We start from the raw sequence: 16,735 nt of genomic DNA, 5'->3' as shown, positions 1-16,735 counted from the left end.
CCCTTGCCACGCTGTCCTGACGGTCGCATTGGACATGAGGGGAGGCCGAAAAGACAGACCTTGTTTTAGACACGTCAAGCAGGTAGGTTGCGCTTCTTACGTGTGACTTGACGCCTTCTGACCACGAGGTGACGCTTTCCGACGCCCCGGCCCGGCGACGTGACTCCGTGCGCCCCCTCGTGCACCAGCGTCGTGGGTAAGGTCGCGCTTACCAGACGCCCCCGAGGGGCATCCCGGATCGTAGAGTCGTTCGACGGTGCACGACCTGATCGGGTGACTCACGTAGTCGACCCCCCGAGGACGGATTCCGCCATGCCGCGTCCGAACCCCGCCCAACTCGCCTTCGGTTTCCTGGCCGTCGTGCTCACGGCGGTCGTTCTGCTGTTGCTCACCCGCACGGAATCCGGTGTCGGGGCGATCCTCGTCGCGAGCGGTTCGCTGGCCGCCGGCCTGCTGGCCGCCGTCGCGGCGCCCACCGGCCGCCCGTCCCCGGCCGCCCGGCCCGAGCCGACCGCGGCCAGCGCCGAACGGCCGCTGGCCGCACCGTCGTTGCGCCGCTGAGCCCGGCCGGTCTCAGCCGCCGCCACCGCGCGGCGCGGAGCGGCGCGCGGGCGCCGGGGAGCAGGTGACGACGACCGTGCGCGACACCCTGTCGTGCAGGCACCGGCGGTTCCCGTCACCCAGGCACCACAGCGCGTTCAGCGTCCAGAACAGCGCGCCCAGGAACGGCACCAGCGGCGGGAGCGCGAACACCGCCGCGCGCAGCCACGCGGGGTGGCCGCGCGGGGCGGCGCCGTCGTCCAGCCTCACGACGCGCAGGCCGAACGCCAGCTTGCCCACGGTCCGCCCGCGCGACGCCAGCATGAGCCCCTCGTAGCCGAAGAACGCCAGGGCGACGAGCACGGTCTGGGTGAACGCCGAGGCGTCGTAGGTGGCGCCGGAGCGCGCCGCGTGGGGGTCCTGCGGGGTGATCGCCCACGGCTCCAGCAGCAGGGCCGAGGCCACGAACACCGGCACGGCGACGAGCACGGCGTCCACCAGCCGCGCCAGCAGCCGCGTGCCGCGCGCGGCCGGAGGCGGCCGCGAAGCCGGGTCGACGCCGCTCATGGCCCGAGTGCACCGCGCTGGCGCCCCGCCCGCATCCCACGTTCGGCCATCCGGGGACGGGCCCACGGCATGCGGCCGGAGCGGGCGCCCGCCGAGGCGGACGTCGACCGGAGCGGGGCGTCGCCCCGGGAGGCCGCCCGACCTCGGACCCACCCGAGGCGGCATCAGGCAAGAGAAGGTCAGCCGATACGGCGTCAGCCCGCATGCCGTCAGCCGATACGGCGCCAACCGATACAGCGGCAACCGGAGGCGGCGGCCCGGGCAGACGCGGCACCGGGTCGGCACCGCGCGCCGCGCGCGTCGGCCGACCGGTGTCGACCGGGGCGCGCCCCGGGCGGGGCGGCGGTGGGCGGGGTGTCAGGAGAGGTGGGCCGGGTCGTGGGATCGGCGGGCCACGAAGGTGCGCGCGGCCTTGTCGTGCCAGCACTGCCGCCAGGGGCGGTCCACCAGGCACCACAGGACGTTGACCACCCCGACCAGCGCCGCCGCCAGCACCCCGTACAGGAGCCAGCGCGTCAGCGCGCCGCCGAAGCCGGGCGGCGTCTGCTCCTCCACCCGCAGCACCTGCACACCGCACAGCTTCTTGCCCAGCGTGCGGCCCCACCGCGCCGTGGGCAGCGCCTCGTAGAACAGGCCGAAGAGGAGGAGGGCGCCGACGACCAGGGCGAGGTAGCCGCCCGTGGTGCCGTCCACCAGCCACACGTCCCGGGTGACGCCGGCCTGCTCGACCGCGTCGACCTTGGCCCGCACGTGGTCGACGGCCCGGGGCACCAGCGGGGCGGCGACGGCGGCGGCCACCGCGCCCTGGACGAGCGTGTCGACGAGCCGGGCGGCGAACCGGCGGCCGAGCCCGGCGGGGCGGGCCTGGGCCTGCGCGGCCCGCAGGAAGGGGTCGTCGACCGGCGGCCGCCACGGCGTGACCGGCCCCTGCTCCCCGGCCGGGGCCGCGTCGGCGAAGGACCCCGACGGCCCCGGCGCCCCGGGCGGCCCGGACGCCGCCGCGGCGGGCGGGCCCGCGGCCGCGGGGGCGCCCTGCCCGCCGGGCGCGGTGGGCGCGGGCCCCTGCGGGCAGGGCCGGGCCAGCTCCTGGACCTGCCGCGCCCAGCCCCCGGGCCGCTCCGGCTCGGGCGAGGCCTGCCGCGCCCGGTCCGGCGCCTCCGGCGCCACGGCGCGCGCCTCCCCGGGGCCGGGCGGCAGGGTGCCGGGGCGGACGGCGCGCAGGGTGAAGGTGTCGTCCTGGCGGGGCGCGGACGGCCCGGAGGGGCGGACCGCGGCGTCGGCGCCGCCCGGCGCGGACGGGGGAGCGGCGTCGGCGGCGGCGGCCTCGGCCCGGTCCCCCGGGGCGGCGCCCCGGGGGACCGGCCGCTGCCAGCCGCCCCGGGGGTCGGCGGCCGGCTGCCCGCCGGCGCCGGGCCGCTGCGCCGCGCCCGCGACCGGCCCGGAGGCGGCGGGCGGCGCGGAGCGCGCGGCGGGCCCGGAAGGCGGGGCGGGCGCGGCGGACTGGGCACCCCAGTCGACCTGCTGGCCGTGCCCGCCGCCGAAGCCGGACTGCCGGTCGGCGTCGGCCCGCCAGGCGGGTGCGGGCTCGGGCCGGGCCGACGCCGAAGGCTCCGGGGCCGCGGCGGCCTCCTCGTCGAGGAACACCGGACCCGTCTCGTCGCGCGGCCCCTCCGCCTCCCGCTGCTCCGGGACGGCGGCGGGCCCGGGAGCGGGCGCGGCAGGCGCGGGCGCGGGCGCAGCAGGCGCGGGCGCGGGCGCGGCGGGAGCGGGCGCCGGGGGCTCGGCGGCGGACGCGGGGGCGGGCGCGGCGTCGCCCGCCGGGGTGCGCGGGAGCGGCTCGCCGCCGCGCGGCTCGGGGCGGCTGGTGCCCGGGACCCATGCCGCGCCGTCCCAGTAGCGGATGTACCCCGGGATCGACGGGTCGGGGTAATAGCCCGCGGGGGTGCTGCCGTTGGCGGATGCCGAGGGGGGCGCGCTCATCTGTCCGGTCCCGTATCTGCTTGGCCGAAGTGGGGTGTACTGCTCCCGTAGCGCGGCAGTACGCCACCCACATCTACCAGAGTCCGATGACCGGCCGCCGGGACCTCGGCACTCCCCCACCACATCGGGGCGAAAAGTCGCGTCATGAACCGCCCGCCACCCGCTCTCCCCCGGTGCGGCCCGTCGGGGGCCGCCGCGCACCGCACCAGGAGGGGACCGTGCACACCACCATCGAACGGGAACTCGACATGACGCTGGTACACCCGCCCGACCGCCGTTTCCCGGTGCCCACGCGCCTGCGCTACCGCACCGACGACCCGTTCGCCGTGCACGTGGACTTCCACCTCGACGCAGCCCGGCCCGTGCACTGGACGTTCGCCCGGGACCTGCTGGTCGAGGGCGTGTTCCGGCCGTGCGGGGACGCGGACGTGCGGGTGTGGCCGGCCGGCGCCCAAGGCGCCCCCGCGGCGCGGCGCGTGGTGTGCGTGGCGCTCAGCTCACCGGAGGGCGACGCGCTGCTGGAGGCCCCGGCCGGTCCGCTGGCCGCCTGGGTGGAGCGCACGCTGCGGCTGGTGCCGCCGGGCGAGGAGTGCGCGGACGCGGACCTGGAGGCGGCGCTGGGCGCGCTGCTGGGCGGGGGGCTGGGCGGGTGAGGCACCGGGCCGCCCGCGCGGCGGCCCGGCCCGGCCTCAGAACAGCTTGCCGGGGTTGAGGAGGTTCAGCGGGTCGAACACCTGCTTCACCCCGCGCTGGAGTTCCAGGCCGACCGGGCCCAGCTCCCTGGCGAGCCACTCCTTCTTCAGCAGCCCCACGCCGTGCTCGCCGGTGATCGTGCCGCCCAGCTCCAGGCCGAGCGCCATGATCTCGTCGAACGAGGCGCGGGCGCGGGCGGTCTCGTCGGGGTCGGCACCGTCGAAGCAGACCGTGGGGTGGGTGTTGCCGTCCCCGGCGTGGGCGCAGACGCCGATGGTGAGGCGGTGCCGGTCGGCGATGGCGGCGACGCCGGTGAGCAGGTCCGCCAGGCGGCTGCGGGGCACGCACACGTCGTCGATCATCGTCGTGCCGCTGACCTTCTCCAGCGCGACCAGGGCCGAGCGCCGGGCCTGGAGCAGCAGGTCGGACTCGGCGGCGTCCTCGGCGGGCACGACCTGGGTCGCCCCGGCGGCCGTGCACAGCTCGGCGACGGCGGCGAGGTCCTCGGCCGGGTCGGGGGTGTCGAAGGCGGCGAGGAGCAGCGCCTCGGTGGTCTCCGGCAGCCCCATCCGGGTCAGGTCGTTGACGGCGCGCAGGGTGGTGCGGTCCATCAGCTCCAGCAGGGCGGGGGTGTGGCCGGGGCGGACGCCGTCGCCGCCCATGACGCGGCACACCGCGTCGCAGGCGGCCTCGGCCGAGGGGAACTCGGCGGCGAGCGCGAGCCGGCGCGGCGGCTCGGGGCGCAGTGCGAGCACGGCGCGCACGACGACGCCGAGGGTGCCCTCGGAGCCGACGAACAGGCGGGTGAGGTCGTACCCGGCCACGCCCTTGGCGGTGCGCCGCCCGGTGGACAGCAGCCGCCCGTCGGCCAGGACGACGTCGAGGCCGAGCACGTACTCGGCGGTGACGCCGTACTTGACGCAGCACAGGCCGCCGGACGCGGTGCCGATGTTGCCGCCGATCGTGCACTCCTCCCAACTGGAGGGGTCCGGCGGGTAGAACAGACCCCGCTCGGCGACGGCGCGCGAGAGCACGGCGTTGACGACGCCGGGTTCCACGACGGCGATCCGGTCGACCTCGCTGATCTCCAGGATGCGGTCGAGCTTCGTCAGCGACAGCACGACGCAGCCGTCGGTGGCGTTGGCGGCGCCGGACAACCCGGTGCGGGCGCCCTGCGGGACCACCGGGGTGCGCGTGGCCGTCGCCGTGCGCATCACGTGCTGGACCTGCTCGACCGTCCTGGGCAGGGCGACGGCGGCGGGTTGCCCGGCGGGGCAGAAGCCGGCCGTGTCGCGGGCGTAGGACGCGAGGACGTCGGGGTCGGTGAGGACGCCCTCGTCACCCAGGCCCTCGCGGAGCCGCTCGATCACCGTCCGTTCGTCGCCCATGCGGTCAGAGTGGCACAGGGCGGGGCGGGCCGGAAGCGGGTGCGGGCCGCCCGAGGGGCCGCCGCGGGGGCTCCGGCCCCCCGGCCGGAGCCCCCGGGCGGCGGCGCCGGGGCGGGCCGGGGGCCAGCGCGTCGCCGTCGGGCCACCACCGGCGGTGGTACGACGGCGACGCCGGGCGCCGGTTCGGCACCGGTCACCGGGCGACCGCCGGCAGCGGCCCCGGCGGCGTGCCCGCGCCCGGCCGTCCCGCGCGGTCGTGGGGCGGATACGGCACCGGGCGCGGGGGACGCCGGGGGCGGCGCGGCCACCGGCCCGGGTGCCGCCGCCCGGGGGAACGGCCCGGGCGGGCGCCGGCGCCCCGGGCGGCGGCTCCGGGGCGCGCTGCGCGCCCGGAGCAGGCCCCGGAGCGCCGGCGCCCCGGGCGCGCGGGGGCGTCACAGGTTGCCGCGGCGCTCCTGCTCGCGCTCGATGGCCTCGAAGAGCGCCTTGAAGTTGCCCTTGCCGAAGCCCATGGAGCCGTGGCGCTCGATCATCTCGAAGAAGACGGTCGGGCGGTCCTGGACCGGCTTGGTGAAGATCTGCAGCAGGTAGCCGTCCTCGTCGCGGTCGACCAGGATCTTCAGCTCGCGCAGCTCCTCGACCGGCACGCGGGTCTTGCCGGCCCACTCGCCGAGCGTGTCGTAGTAGGCGTCGGGGACGTTGAGGAACTCCACGCCCGCGGCGCGCATCGCGCGCACCGTGGAGACGATGTCGTTCGTGGCCAGGGCGATGTGCTGGACGCCGGGGCCGCCGTAGAACTCCAGGTACTCGTCGATCTGCGACTTCTTCTTCGCGACCGCCGGCTCGTTGATCGGGAACTTCACCTTCTTGGTGCCGTCCGCGACCACCTTGGACATCAGCGCCGAGTACTCGGTGGCGATGTCGTCGCCGACGAACTCCTTCATGTTGGTGAAGCCCATGACCTTGTTGTAGAAGGTCACCCACTCGTTCATCCGGCCGAGTTCGACGTTGCCCACGCAGTGGTCGATCGCCTGGAAGGTGCGCTTGGCGGCCGGCTCCACGATCGGGTTCGCGGCGACGAAGCCGGGCAGGTAGGGGCCGTCGTAGCCGGAGCGGTCGACCAGGGTGTGCCGGGTCTTGCCGTAGGTGGCGATGGCGGCCAGGACGACCGTGCCGTGCTCGTCCTTGAGCTCGTAGGGCTCGGCCAGGCCGGTGGCGCCGTTCTCCACGGCGTAGGCGTAGGCCGCGCGGGCGTCGGGGACCTCGATGGCGAGGTCCACCACGCCGTCGCCGTGCTCGGCGACGTGCTGGGCGAGGAACTCCCCGTGCTCGGTGGTCGGCTTGATGACCGAGGTCAGCACGAAGCGGGCCGAACCGGACTCCAGCACGTAACTGGCCGTCTCCCGGCTGCCGTTCTCCGGCCCGGAGTAGGCGACCAGGCGCATGCCGAAGGCCGTGGAGTAGTAGTGGGCCGCCTGCTTGGCGTTGCCGACGGCGAACACGACCGCGTCCATCCCCTTGACCGGGAAGGGGTCGTCCTGCCGCGAGGTCTGGGTGTGGTTCTGAAGCGTCTCAGTCATGGCCGCAGGGTCCCTCCGTTCCACAGGATGCGCAATGCTTCCGCGTCTGGGTAGACAACATGCACACCCCTCTGGCGCCCGGGCCGGGCGATCTGTACACAATGACCACGGACATGAGGCGACGGCGTACGGGAGGTCGACGGTGGGCATCGACGAGCTGGACGGCAGGCTGCTCCACCTCCTCGCCGACGAGCCGCGCATCGGCGTGCTGGAGGCCTCCCGGCGGCTGGGCGTGGCGCGGGGCACGGTGCAGGCGCGGCTGGACCGGCTCCAGGCCACCGGCGTCATCCGGGGCTTCGGGCCGGACGTGGACCCGGCCGCCGTGGGCTACCCGGTCACCGCGTTCGCCACGCTGGAGATCAAGCAGGGCCAGGGCGCGGACGTGCGCGCCCACCTGGCCACCGTCCCCGAGATGCTGGAGCTGCACACCATCACCGGCCACGGGGACATGCTGTGCCGCCTGGTCGCCCGGTCCAACGCCGACCTGCAGCGGGTGATCGACCGCGTGGTCGGCTTCACCGGCATCGTCCGCGCCTCGACGGCGATCGTGATGGAGAACCCGGTGCCGCTGCGCATCATCCCGCTGGTGCGCCAGGCCTCCGGGCTCGCCGACGGGCCGGGCTAGCGACGGGCCGGGCGCGCGCTCAGCAGGTGGGAACGGTGCCGCCGTCGCGCAGGGCGGCGAGCGCGTCCAGGGCCCCGTCCAGGGTCTCCACGGGGACCAGGCGCAGCCCGTCGGGCAGTTCGGCCCCGGCCTGCGCGCACTCGGCGCGCGGCACCAGGAAGACCTCGGCGCCGTCGCGCCGGGCGGCCTGCGTCTTCAGCGGGACGCCGCCGACCGGGCCCACGGTGCCGTCGGCGGCGATCGTGCCGGTGCCGGCGATGGTGCGGCCGCCGGTGAGGTCGTCGCCGCCGCCTTCGACCTTCTCGACGATGCCGAGGGCGAAGAGCAGCCCCGCGCTGGGGCCGCCGATCTCGTCCAGCCGCAGGGTGACCTCCACGTCGTCGCCGGAGAGGCCGAGCGCGCCGAACGCGGCGGCCCGGGCGTCGGTCTGCGAGGCGGTCATCTCGCCGCGGTTGTGCTCGCGGATCTCTCGCGGGCTGTCGCCCACGGGGTAGACGACGTCGGTCGGCAGCACCGCGCGGTCGTCGGCGAGCCAGCCGGAGAACACGTCGGCGAGGCCGACCGAGGCGTCCGGCGGGGTGGCGGCGATGGTGGTCATCAGCAGCTCGCCCTCGGAGGGCTCCGGCGTCGCGGGCCCGCCCCGCACAGTGATCACCGGCTCGCCCCGGTGCTCGCCGAGCACGTCGGCGGTCACGCCCGGCTGGACCAGGGTGTAGGGCAGCGGCACGAGGGCGGCGACCGCGAGCAGCGCCGCGCACGCGAGTGCGCACAGCGCGAGCACCGGGCCCCGGCGGGCGGCGAGAGCGTCAAGCACAGGTGCAATCTAGAACACGCCGCCCGCCGGAGCGGGGCCCGGACCCCGGCGGGGGCGGCGCGGGCCGTCGACGCGGGCACGGCGGAGCGCGGCGCGCCCGGCCGCGGCGCGCGCACCGGTCCCGGCGCGACCGCCCCGGGGCTCCGGCGCGCGGGGGTCAGCGCAGGGCGTCGGCCACCTCCCGCGCGGCGCTGACCACCCGGTCGCCCACCTTCTCCGGCACGGAGTCGGAGAGCATCACGACGCCGACGCTGCCCTCGATGCCCGCCACGCCGAGCAGCGGCGCCGCCGCACCGCTGGCTCCGGCCTCCAGCTCGCCGTGGGTCAGGACGCAGCCGTCGGTCAGCTCCGGCTCCGGGTGGCGGCCGGCGAGGATGGCGCGGCCGGCGGCGCCCCGGTCCAGCGGGTGGCGGAAGCCGGGGCGGTAGGCCACGTGGTAGTCCGTCCAGCTCGGTTCGACCACGGCGACGGCGAGCGCGTCCGCCCCGTCGACGAGGGTCAGGTGCGCGGTGGCGCCGACCTCCTCGGCCAGCGCGCGCAGGGCCGGGAGGGCGGCTTCGCGCACCAGGGGGTGCACCTGGCGGCCGAGCCCGAGGACGCCGAGCCCGACGCGGGCCCGGCCGCCGAGGTCGCGGCGTACGAGGGAGTGCTGCTCCAGCGTGGCGAGCAGCCGGTAGATGACCGTGCGGTTGACGCCGAGCCGGTGGGACAGCTCGGTGACGGTCAGACCGTGGTCGGTGTCGGCGAGGAGTTTGAGGACCCTAAGGCCTCTGTCGAGCGTCTGAGAGGTCTCCGCGGTCACGACGCCCCCCTTTCGGGTGAGAGCCGGCGACCGACCACACGGGTGTGCCGTGTACCGCCGCCCAGGTCCCGTGGACGGCGATGAGGGGAGGCCACCGGCTGCGCTGGCAGGGCCGCACCGGCTGCGCTCCGAGGCGACGCTGCCACGGGGCGTGTGCGTGTCCGAAACCTAGCGACCCGATCCGCTCTCCGGAAGACTCCGTCCAGAATCCGGTCACAAGGGTGCCGAATCTGGCCCCGTTTGTGCGGTGGGTGTCCGAAAGGCTTCGACTCCGGGCGGCTCCCGGTCCGGTGGCGTTCGCGCCGGGCCCGCCGGGCCGCCCCGGCCGGGTGGCGCTCCGCGCCCGGCACCGGTCAGCGCATGCGCGTGGCCCACTCGCGCACCTTCGCGATGCGCTGCTGGAGCTGGCCCGCCGTCGCCTCGGCGGTGGGCGGCCCGCCGCACAGGCGGCGCAGCTCGGTGTGGATGACGCCGTGCGGCTTGCCGCTCTGGTGCGCGTAGGCGCCGACGAGGGAGTTGAGCTGCTTGCGCATCTCCAGCATCTCCTTGTGGGAGACCACCGGGCGCCGCTCGGCCGGGATCTCCGGCAGGTCCGCCTCCTCGTCCGGACGGCGGCGGCTGTGCGCGATCTGCCGCGCCTGCCGCTTCTGGAGCAGGAGCTGCACCTGGTCGGGCTCCAGCAGGCCGGGGATGCCGAGGTAGTCCTGCTCCTCCTCGCTGCCGGGGTGGGCCTGCATGCCGAACTCGGCGCCGTCGTACATCACCCGGTCGAAGACGGCGTCCGACTCCAGCGCCTCGAAGGGGAGCTGGTCCTGCTCGCCGGTGTCCTCGTCCTGCTCCCGCTCGGCCTCCTTGAGCAGCTCGGCCTCCTCGGCGTACGGGTCCTCCTCACCGCCCTTCTTCGGCTTGTCCAGCACGTGGTCGCGCTCGACCTCCATCTCGTGCGCGAAGCCGAGCAGCATCGGGATGGTGGGCAGGAAGACCGACGCCGTCTCACCGCGCCGCCGCGAGCGCACGAACCGGCCGACGGCCTGGGCGAAGAACAGCGGGGTGGAGATCGTCGTCGCGTACACCCCGACGGCCAGGCGCGGCACGTCCACGCCCTCGGAGACCATGCGCACCGCGACCATCCAGCGGTCGTCGGAGCCGCTGAAGTCCTCGATGCGCTGGGAGGCCCCGGCGTCGTCCGAGAGCACCAGCGTGGCCGCGTGGCCGGTGATCTCGCGGATCAGCTTGGCGTAGGCGCGGGCGGAGTCCTGGTCGGTGGCGATGACGAGGCCGCCCGCGTCCGGGATCGCCTTGCGCACCTCCGTCAGCCGGCGGTCGGCGGCGCCGAGCACGCTGGGCATCCACGCGCCGCGCGGGTCGAGCGCGGTGCGCCACGCCTGGGAGACGGCGTCCTTGGTCATCGGCTCGCCGAGCCGGGCGGCGATCTCGTCCCCGGCCTTGGTGCGCCAGCGCATGTTGCCGCTGTAGGAGAGGAAGATGACCGGCCGCACGACGCCGTCGCCCAGCGCGTTCCCGTAGCCGTAAGTGTAGTCGGCCACCGAGCGGCGGACGCCCGCGTTGTCCTCGGCGTACTCCACGAAGGGGATCGGGTTGGTGTCCGAGCGGAAGGGCGTGCCGGTGAGCGCCAGGCGCCGCGTCGCGGGCTCGAACGCCTCGGAGCAGGCCTCGCCCCAGGACTTGCTGTCGCCCGCGTGGTGGATCTCGTCCAGGATGACCAGCGTCTTGCGCTGCTCGCACCGGTTGCGGTGCAGCATGGGCCGCACGCCCACGCCCGCGTACGTCACCGCGACCCCGTGGTACTCCCGGCCCACCGGGCCCGCGCTGTAGTCCGGGTCCAGCTTGATGCCCACCCGCGCGGCGGCCTCGGCCCACTGCTTCTTCAGGTGCTCGGTGGGCGCGACGACGGTGACCTGCTGCACGACGTGGTGGTGCAGCAGCCAGGAGGCCAGGGTGAGCGCGAACGTCGTCTTCCCGGCACCCGGGGTCGCGACGGCGAGGAAGTCGCGCGGCTGGGCCTCCAGGTAGCGGTCCATCGCGGCCTGCTGCCAGGCGCGCAGCTTGCCGGCGGTGCCCCAGGGGGCGCGGCCGGGGAAGGCCGGGGAGAGGTGAGTGGTGGTAGTCACAGCATCCGGTCAGCGGTCGGCGTCGGACAACCGCGCCAGCGTAGCCGCTCCGGCCGCCGGGACGCCGCGCGCCCTCGCACCTCCGGCCGGACCCGGCCCGCGCCGCCCGGTGCGGGCCCGTGCGCGCCGCGTGGCGCCCCGGCCCGGCCGTGCCGGCGTCGTCGCGCGGGCCCGCCCCGCCCGCGCCCGCGCCCGCGTCACCCCGCGCCCCGGGGCGCGGCCGGACCCGCTCGGCGCCGTCCGCCCTCGGTGGGGGCCGCCCTCGGCCGCGAGCGGGCCCGGCCGACGGCCGCCCGGGGGAGCACCGTCCGCACGGCGCGGCGTCGAACGCGGCACCGGCGGGGCGGAGCCCGCCGCGCACGGCGGGCTCCCGGGGCGCGGCCCACCACCGGGCCCCGCCACGAGCGGCCGTCACTCAGCGTGGCCACCGGGTCGGTGTCCACCGCCGCCGGGGCGGCCGAAAAGCGCCGCCGGAGCGGCGTCTCGCACTTCCTTTCGGCCTTGCCGAGCACCACTTTCGGCCAATTGGCTCCGCATACCCGGCCTTTCATTGCACGAACACCCCGCGGAATTCGACAGTGATCCACAGACAGGTGTGCACGGTGTTCCCACTCTTCGTGAGGCTCTCATGGGTTACGACATGCTCGGCACGGCGCGACACCGTCCTCGGGGGTGGTGATCATGGCGCGCGACGCACGCGACGGTGAGCACGGCGTCTGGTTCCGGCGCTTCCACGCGGACGCCGGTGCGGAGGCGGACTGCGAACTGGTCTGCTTTCCGCACGCGGGCGGCTCGGCCGCCACCTGGCGCACCCTGTCCGCCGCGCTGGCGGGCGACGCCGACGTCCTGGCGGTGCAGTACCCGGGCCGCCACGACCGCTACCGCGAGCCGCCCGTGGCGGACCTGCACGTGCTGGCCGACGGCGTCGCCGAGGCACTGCGCCGCTCCGGCGGCCGGCCCCGGGTGCTGCTCGGGCACAGCATGGGGGCGTCCCTGGCCTACGAGGTGGCCGTGCGGCTCGCCGACGAGCCCGGAAGGGGGCCGCACTCGCTGGTCCTCACCGCCCGCCGCGCGCCGAGCGTCCCGGAGCCGAGCTGGGACTGGATCGAGGACGACGCGGCCCTCGTCGCCCGGCTGCGCGCGCTCGGCGGGACGGAGGCCGCCGCCCTGGCGGACCCGGAGCTGCTGGAGATGGTGCTGCCCGCGCTGCGCGGGGACTACCGGGCACTGGCCGCCTACCGGCCCACCCAAGGCCGCCCGCTGGCCTGCCCCGTGCTGGCCTGCGCGGGCGACCGGGACGCCGAGGCGCCGGTGGCCGAGGTCGAGGCGTGGCGCGAGCACACCGCGGGCGGCTTCGAGCTGCGCGTGTTCGAGGGCGGTCACTTCTTCCTCCACGAGCGGGTGGAGGAGGTGGCCGACCTCGTCCGCGGCAGGCTCCCGGTGGGCAGCCACTGACCGGATCTCGCCGGTGGCCGGCCCCGTGGGCGAGGGTGTACCTCCCCCGCCGCCGACCGCCCGACGGTCGTGTTCCGGCCACGCTTCGGTCCCACGCGGCCTCGGCTTCGGCGGAGCCCGGTGGGTAAGCTGTCACCGCATCCACAATGTCGGAAGAACACCGCGTTGGAGGAACACCGCGCTGGAGAACACCGCGCTGGAGAACACCGCGCTGGAAGAACACCGCGCTGAAGTGCGCCTGTCCGGTGGCCGGAGTATGTCCACCCGGAACGGCGCGGGCGTCTTCGGCGTTGTCCGATTCGAGCCGTCCACGACCTCGTCGACTGTGGGAACTGACGCGTAGATGACGTGGCGAAGGTGGGGAACGTGATCTGGGATCGCCGTGCGTTGACGCTGAGACAGCGCCGGGGCGACGGTGTCGGAAGACATCCGGTCAGCACCGGCACGATGGGCTGACGTCTTGTCAACGGGGGGAAGTGAAATGCGGTTTCGCATGCTGGGCCCGCTCGAGGTCGCGGACAGCGGCCAGTCGGTCAGACTCGGAGGAGCGCGGCAGCGCGCCACACTGGGCTTCCTGCTGCTCCACGCGAACCAGGTCGTGGCCAGCAGCCGGCTCATCGAGGCCTTATGGCCGGCGGGCAGGGCCCCGCAGTCCGCGCGCAAGATCCTGCAGAACTCCGTGTGGCGGCTGCGCAGGGCGCTGCCCCTGAGCGGTGGCGGGTCGGGCTCGATGGCGCTGCTGAGCCAGGCGCCCGGTTACATGCTCTGCGTCGAGCCCGACGAGATCGATTTGCACGCCTTCCGCCGGCTGGCGGACCAGGGGCACGCGGAGCTGGCGATGGGCACGCCGGAGGCGTCGGCGGGCCTGCTGCGGGACGCGCTGGCCCTGTGGCGCGGGCCGGTGCTGGCGGATCTGGTGGAGACGGGCATCGACTGGCCGGAGCTGACGGCCGTCCAGAACGCCCGGCTGAACGCCCTGGAGGACTACTACGAGGCCGAGCTCGCGTGCGGCCACCACCACCGGGTGCTCGCCGATCTGGAGAAGACGGTCGCCACCGAGCCGCTGCGGGAGCGGCTGCTCGGCCAGCTCATGCTGGCGCTGTACCGGTCCGGGCGGCAGTCCGAGGCGCTGGACGTCTACGCCGGCGCGCGGGCCGTGATGGTGGACCGGCTGGGCCTGGAGCCCGGCCGGGAGCTGCGGGCGATGCAGCAGGCGGTGCTCACCCACGACCCGGCGCTGCTGCCCACCCGCGTCCGCGAGCAGGTCGAGGTGCGCACGGCCGGCCCCAGCACGAGCCCGGCGGAGGCGGCGCCCGAACCCGTCCGGGCGCGGTCGGCGCGCTCGCTCCTGGTCGCGGAGCGCTCGCCCGAGCGCCGGGCCGCGCGCGCCGCGCCGCGTGAGGGGACGGGCGGGCCACCGGCCGCCGCGCCGCCGCGGACCATGGTGACCGAGCGGCGGGAGGTCAGCGTCCTGATCGCCCGGGTCCAGCTCAGCCCGGATCTCGGCGAGGACGATCCGGCGCGGATCGACGAGAAGGTCGAGCGGGCGGCGGCCGTCATCCGGGAGGAGGCCGAGTGCCTCGGCGGCACGGTCACGGCGTCGATCGGGCCCGTCTGGCTGGCGCTGTTCGGCGTCCCGGAGACCGCCGAGGACGACGCGGAGCGCGGGGTCCACCTGGCGCTCGCGGTGCGGGACCGGCTCAGCGCGGGGCAGGGCACCGCCCTCTCGCCCGGGCCCTGCGCCTCCGGGGTGTCCGGGGTCTCCGTCCAGGTCGCGGTGGCCACGGGCGAGGCGGTCGTGCGGTACCAGCCCGGGCACGGCGGCGCCTCACCGTCGGTCAACGGCGCGCTGCTGGACGAGTGCCACACCCTGCTCTCCCGGACCTCCGCCGGCGAGATCCGGGTCTGCGACAGGACCCGCCGCTCCACCAGCTTCGCGATCACCTACCACAACGGCGACCCGTCGTCCGGGTGGAAGGTCGGGGGGCTGCGCCAGGAGTACACCGCGCTCCACGCGCTGCCCGTGATCGACCGCGAGTACGATCTCGACGTGCTGCGCTGCCTGCTCCAGCGGACACGCCACCAGTCGGCGCCGCATCTGGTGACCGTACTCGGGGAGCCGGGCATCGGCAAGACGCGGTTCGTCATGGAGTTCGAGCGCCGCATCGCGGCCAACCCGGACGTGGTGCGGGTGCTGTTGGCGCGCGTCCAGCCCCACGGCGGCGCCCACCCGCTGGAGGCGCTGCACGACCTGCTGTTCTCCTGCTGCGGGATGTCCCAGGGCGACTCGGTCGAGACGCTGCGGGCCAAGCTCACCGGCACCGTCCACCGCCTGATCGCCTCGGAGGAGACCCGCAACGGGGTGCTGCGGTGCCTGCTGCCGCTGGTCGAGCCGTGCGCGCCGCAGCCCGCCCCGGCCGAGGTCGTCGACGCGTCGCGGCAACTGCTGGGGGCGATCGCGGCGAGCGCCCCGCTGGTGGTGATCTTCGAAGACCTGCAGTGGGCAGACGAACTGCTCCTGGACTTCGTCGAGAACCTGCCGGCGACGCTGGGCAGACTGCCGCTGTACGTGGTCGCCACCGGGCGGCCGGAGCTGCTCACCCGGCGCCCGGGGTGGGGCTGCGGCTGCGCCCACGGGCTCACCCTCACCCTGGAGCCGATCTCCGACGCGGCGATCGACCGGCTCCTGGAGTTCCTGACGTCCACCACGGAGAACGGGGTGAAGAACTCCGACAGCGGGGTGCTGGGCGCGCTGCTGGAGAGCGTGGGCAAGGAACGCGACGCCCGGCGCCACAACCTGCGGCGGATACTGGCCTCCGGCTCGGCCTCGCTGCGCTACGACAGGTGCACCGGCGTCAGCGGCTGGCAGGCCGCTGCGCCGGACTCCTGCACCCCGCTGCCGTCAGGCCACTCGTATCGGTAGCCGCTTCGGGGAGAGCAACTGCCAGGGGTTCTCGAACTCCACCGTCCCGCTCTCGTCCACCGCGATGTCCCTGTAGCGGTCCATCAGGATGCCCAGCGCGATCCGGCCCTCCAGCCGGGCCAGCGGCGCGCCGAGGCAGAAGTGGATGCCCTGGCCGAAGACCAGGTGGCCGCCGGTGTCGCGGCGGATGTCGAACCGGTCGGGGTCGGGGAAGCGGGTGGCGTCCCGGTTGGCGGCGCCGATCCAGGGCGTCACGAGCTCCCCGGCGGCGATCCGGTGGCCGCCGAGCTCGGTGTCGGTCGTGGTGACGCGGGCCAGCCGGGGGAACGGCGGGCGCAGGCGCAGGACCTCCTCGACGGCGCCCGGCAGGAGGTCGCGGTCGGCGCGCACGGCGGCGCCCGCCTCCGGGTGGCGGTCGAAGAGGAGCACCGCGTTGGCGACGAGGGCCAGGGTGGTGGCGTGGCCGGCGAACATCGTCAGCCCCGTCACGCCGACGATCTCGCCGTCCGCCAGCCGCTTGCCGTCGACCTCGGCGTTGGCCAGCTTGCTGATCACGTCGTCCGTCGGCTGCCTGCGGCGCCGGCGCACCTGCTCCATCAGGTACGCGTTCATCTCCCGCACGGCCGGGACGACCTCGTCGGCCATCTGCTGAGGGGGGACGGTGGCCGCGTCCACGGTGCCCAGGGCCTCGCCCCAGACCCGGAAGAGCGGCTCGTCCTCCATCGGCAGCCCGAGCAGTTCGCAGATCACGGTGATCGGCAGGGCGTAGGCGACGGAGTCGATCAGGTCGAACCGGTCGGCGCCGTCCACGGCGTCGAGCAGCGCGTGGGTGATCCGCTCGATCCGGGGCGTCAGCCCGGCCACCGCGCGGGGGGTGAACCCGGAGCTGATGAGCGAGCGCAACTGCCGGTGCCGCGGCGGGTCGGTGGTGACCAGGTTGCCCATGTCGAAGAAGTCGAGGTCGGGCTGCGGCGGGTTGAAGGCCCGGGCGGTGTCGGAGGAGAAGGTGGTGGTGTCGGCCAGGATGCGGGCGATGTCGGCGTGGCCGAAGACCTGCCAGCCGTTCTCGTCGCGGTACACCGGCTCGGTGTCGAGTTTGGTGCGGAACCAGGCGAACAGCTCCTCGGCCGGGTCCTTCGCGGTCGTGTCCAGGGTCACGGTCATGTTCTTCAGTCCTCGCCTTCGTCGTGTGGACGTCTGGGGGGCCGCCGCCCTCCGGCGGTCCGGGGCCCGGCG

General features: G+C 75.5%; 13 protein-coding genes. 5 read left to right on the top strand and 8 right to left on the bottom strand.

From position 1 onward, the window contains the following. The first annotated feature begins 312 nt into the window (after window positions 1–312). Complete coding sequence (locus OSB71_RS21715) at window positions 313–561, top strand: hypothetical protein (RefSeq protein ID WP_265950481.1); 249 nt, start codon at window positions 313–315, stop codon at window positions 559–561. A gap of 12 nt (window positions 562–573) precedes the next feature. Here OSB71_RS21715 and OSB71_RS21710 read toward each other — a convergent pair whose 3' ends face one another. Together OSB71_RS21710 and OSB71_RS21705 are read right to left on the bottom strand one after the other, a co-directional pair. Then, the gene (locus tag OSB71_RS21710) at window positions 574–1,107 is read right to left on the bottom strand and encodes an RDD family protein (protein ID WP_265950480.1); all 534 of its coding nucleotides are present in this window, start codon (window positions 1,105–1,107) and stop codon (window positions 574–576) included. A gap of 357 nt (window positions 1,108–1,464) precedes the next feature. Continuing rightward, window positions 1,465–3,087 carry an RDD family protein gene (locus OSB71_RS21705; RefSeq protein WP_265950479.1) on the bottom strand — a complete coding sequence of 541 codons (1,623 nt, stop codon included), beginning with the start codon at window positions 3,085–3,087 and terminating at the stop codon, window positions 1,465–1,467. A 218-nt stretch (window positions 3,088–3,305) separates the two neighbouring features. Here OSB71_RS21705 and OSB71_RS21700 point away from each other — a divergent pair, with 218 nt between their 5' ends. Next, the gene (locus OSB71_RS21700; RefSeq protein WP_265950478.1) at window positions 3,306–3,740 is read left to right on the top strand and encodes an SsgA family sporulation/cell division regulator; all 435 of its coding nucleotides are present in this window, start codon (window positions 3,306–3,308) and stop codon (window positions 3,738–3,740) included. A gap of 36 nt (window positions 3,741–3,776) precedes the next feature. Here OSB71_RS21700 and OSB71_RS21695 read toward each other — a convergent pair whose 3' ends face one another. Beyond that, window positions 3,777–5,168, bottom strand: coding sequence for an FAD-binding oxidoreductase (locus OSB71_RS21695; RefSeq protein ID WP_265950477.1), 1,392 nt, complete (start codon window positions 5,166–5,168; stop codon window positions 3,777–3,779). 434 nt (window positions 5,169–5,602) lie between these two features. Then, window positions 5,603–6,748, bottom strand: coding sequence for a 4-hydroxyphenylpyruvate dioxygenase (hppD, locus tag OSB71_RS21690; RefSeq protein ID WP_265950476.1), 1,146 nt, complete (start codon window positions 6,746–6,748; stop codon window positions 5,603–5,605). A gap of 142 nt (window positions 6,749–6,890) precedes the next feature. Between hppD and OSB71_RS21685 the strand changes: the two genes are divergently transcribed. Next, window positions 6,891–7,373, top strand: a complete 483-nt coding sequence (locus OSB71_RS21685; RefSeq protein WP_265950475.1) for an Lrp/AsnC family transcriptional regulator — start codon at window positions 6,891–6,893, stop codon at window positions 7,371–7,373. 19 nt (window positions 7,374–7,392) lie between these two features. On the opposite strand, the gene OSB71_RS21680 is transcribed toward OSB71_RS21685, so the two are convergent. The 3 genes from OSB71_RS21680 to OSB71_RS21670 all read right to left on the bottom strand — a co-directional run bounded on the left by OSB71_RS21680 (window position 7,393) and on the right by OSB71_RS21670 (window position 11,121). After that, the gene (locus tag OSB71_RS21680) at window positions 7,393–8,187 is read right to left on the bottom strand and encodes a S16 family serine protease (RefSeq protein WP_265950474.1); all 795 of its coding nucleotides are present in this window, start codon (window positions 8,185–8,187) and stop codon (window positions 7,393–7,395) included. Between the two features lie 157 nt (window positions 8,188–8,344). Next, entirely contained in the window at window positions 8,345–8,989 is a 645-nt protein-coding gene (locus OSB71_RS21675; protein ID WP_265950473.1) for an IclR family transcriptional regulator, read from the bottom strand. 353 nt (window positions 8,990–9,342) lie between these two features. After that, entirely contained in the window at window positions 9,343–11,121 is a 1,779-nt protein-coding gene (locus OSB71_RS21670; protein ID WP_265950472.1) for a DEAD/DEAH box helicase, read from the bottom strand. 681 nt (window positions 11,122–11,802) lie between these two features. On the opposite strand from OSB71_RS21670, the gene OSB71_RS21665 reads away from it, so the two are divergent. Both OSB71_RS21665 and OSB71_RS21660 read left to right on the top strand, forming a co-directional pair. Beyond that, window positions 11,803–12,576, top strand: a complete 774-nt coding sequence (locus OSB71_RS21665; RefSeq protein WP_265950471.1) for a thioesterase II family protein — start codon at window positions 11,803–11,805, stop codon at window positions 12,574–12,576. 493 nt (window positions 12,577–13,069) lie between these two features. Then, window positions 13,070–15,499 carry an ATP-binding protein gene (locus OSB71_RS21660; protein WP_265950470.1) on the top strand — a complete coding sequence of 810 codons (2,430 nt, stop codon included), beginning with the start codon at window positions 13,070–13,072 and terminating at the stop codon, window positions 15,497–15,499. Here the strand turns inward: OSB71_RS21660 and OSB71_RS21655 are convergent. Next, window positions 15,479–16,663: a cytochrome P450 gene (locus OSB71_RS21655; protein ID WP_265950469.1), complete on the bottom strand. Its 1,185-nt coding sequence runs from the start codon at window positions 16,661–16,663 to the stop codon at window positions 15,479–15,481. The two genes, OSB71_RS21660 and OSB71_RS21655, sit on opposite strands and share 21 nt — an antisense overlap. Window positions 16,664–16,735 lie beyond the last annotated feature (72 nt).

Origin of the sequence: Streptomyces marinisediminis (assembly GCF_026262575.1) — a bacterium.
GTDB classification, from domain to species: domain Bacteria; phylum Actinomycetota; class Actinomycetes; order Streptomycetales; family Streptomycetaceae; genus Streptomyces; species Streptomyces marinisediminis.
This window is presented reverse-complemented; position numbering and strand designations above follow the sequence as displayed.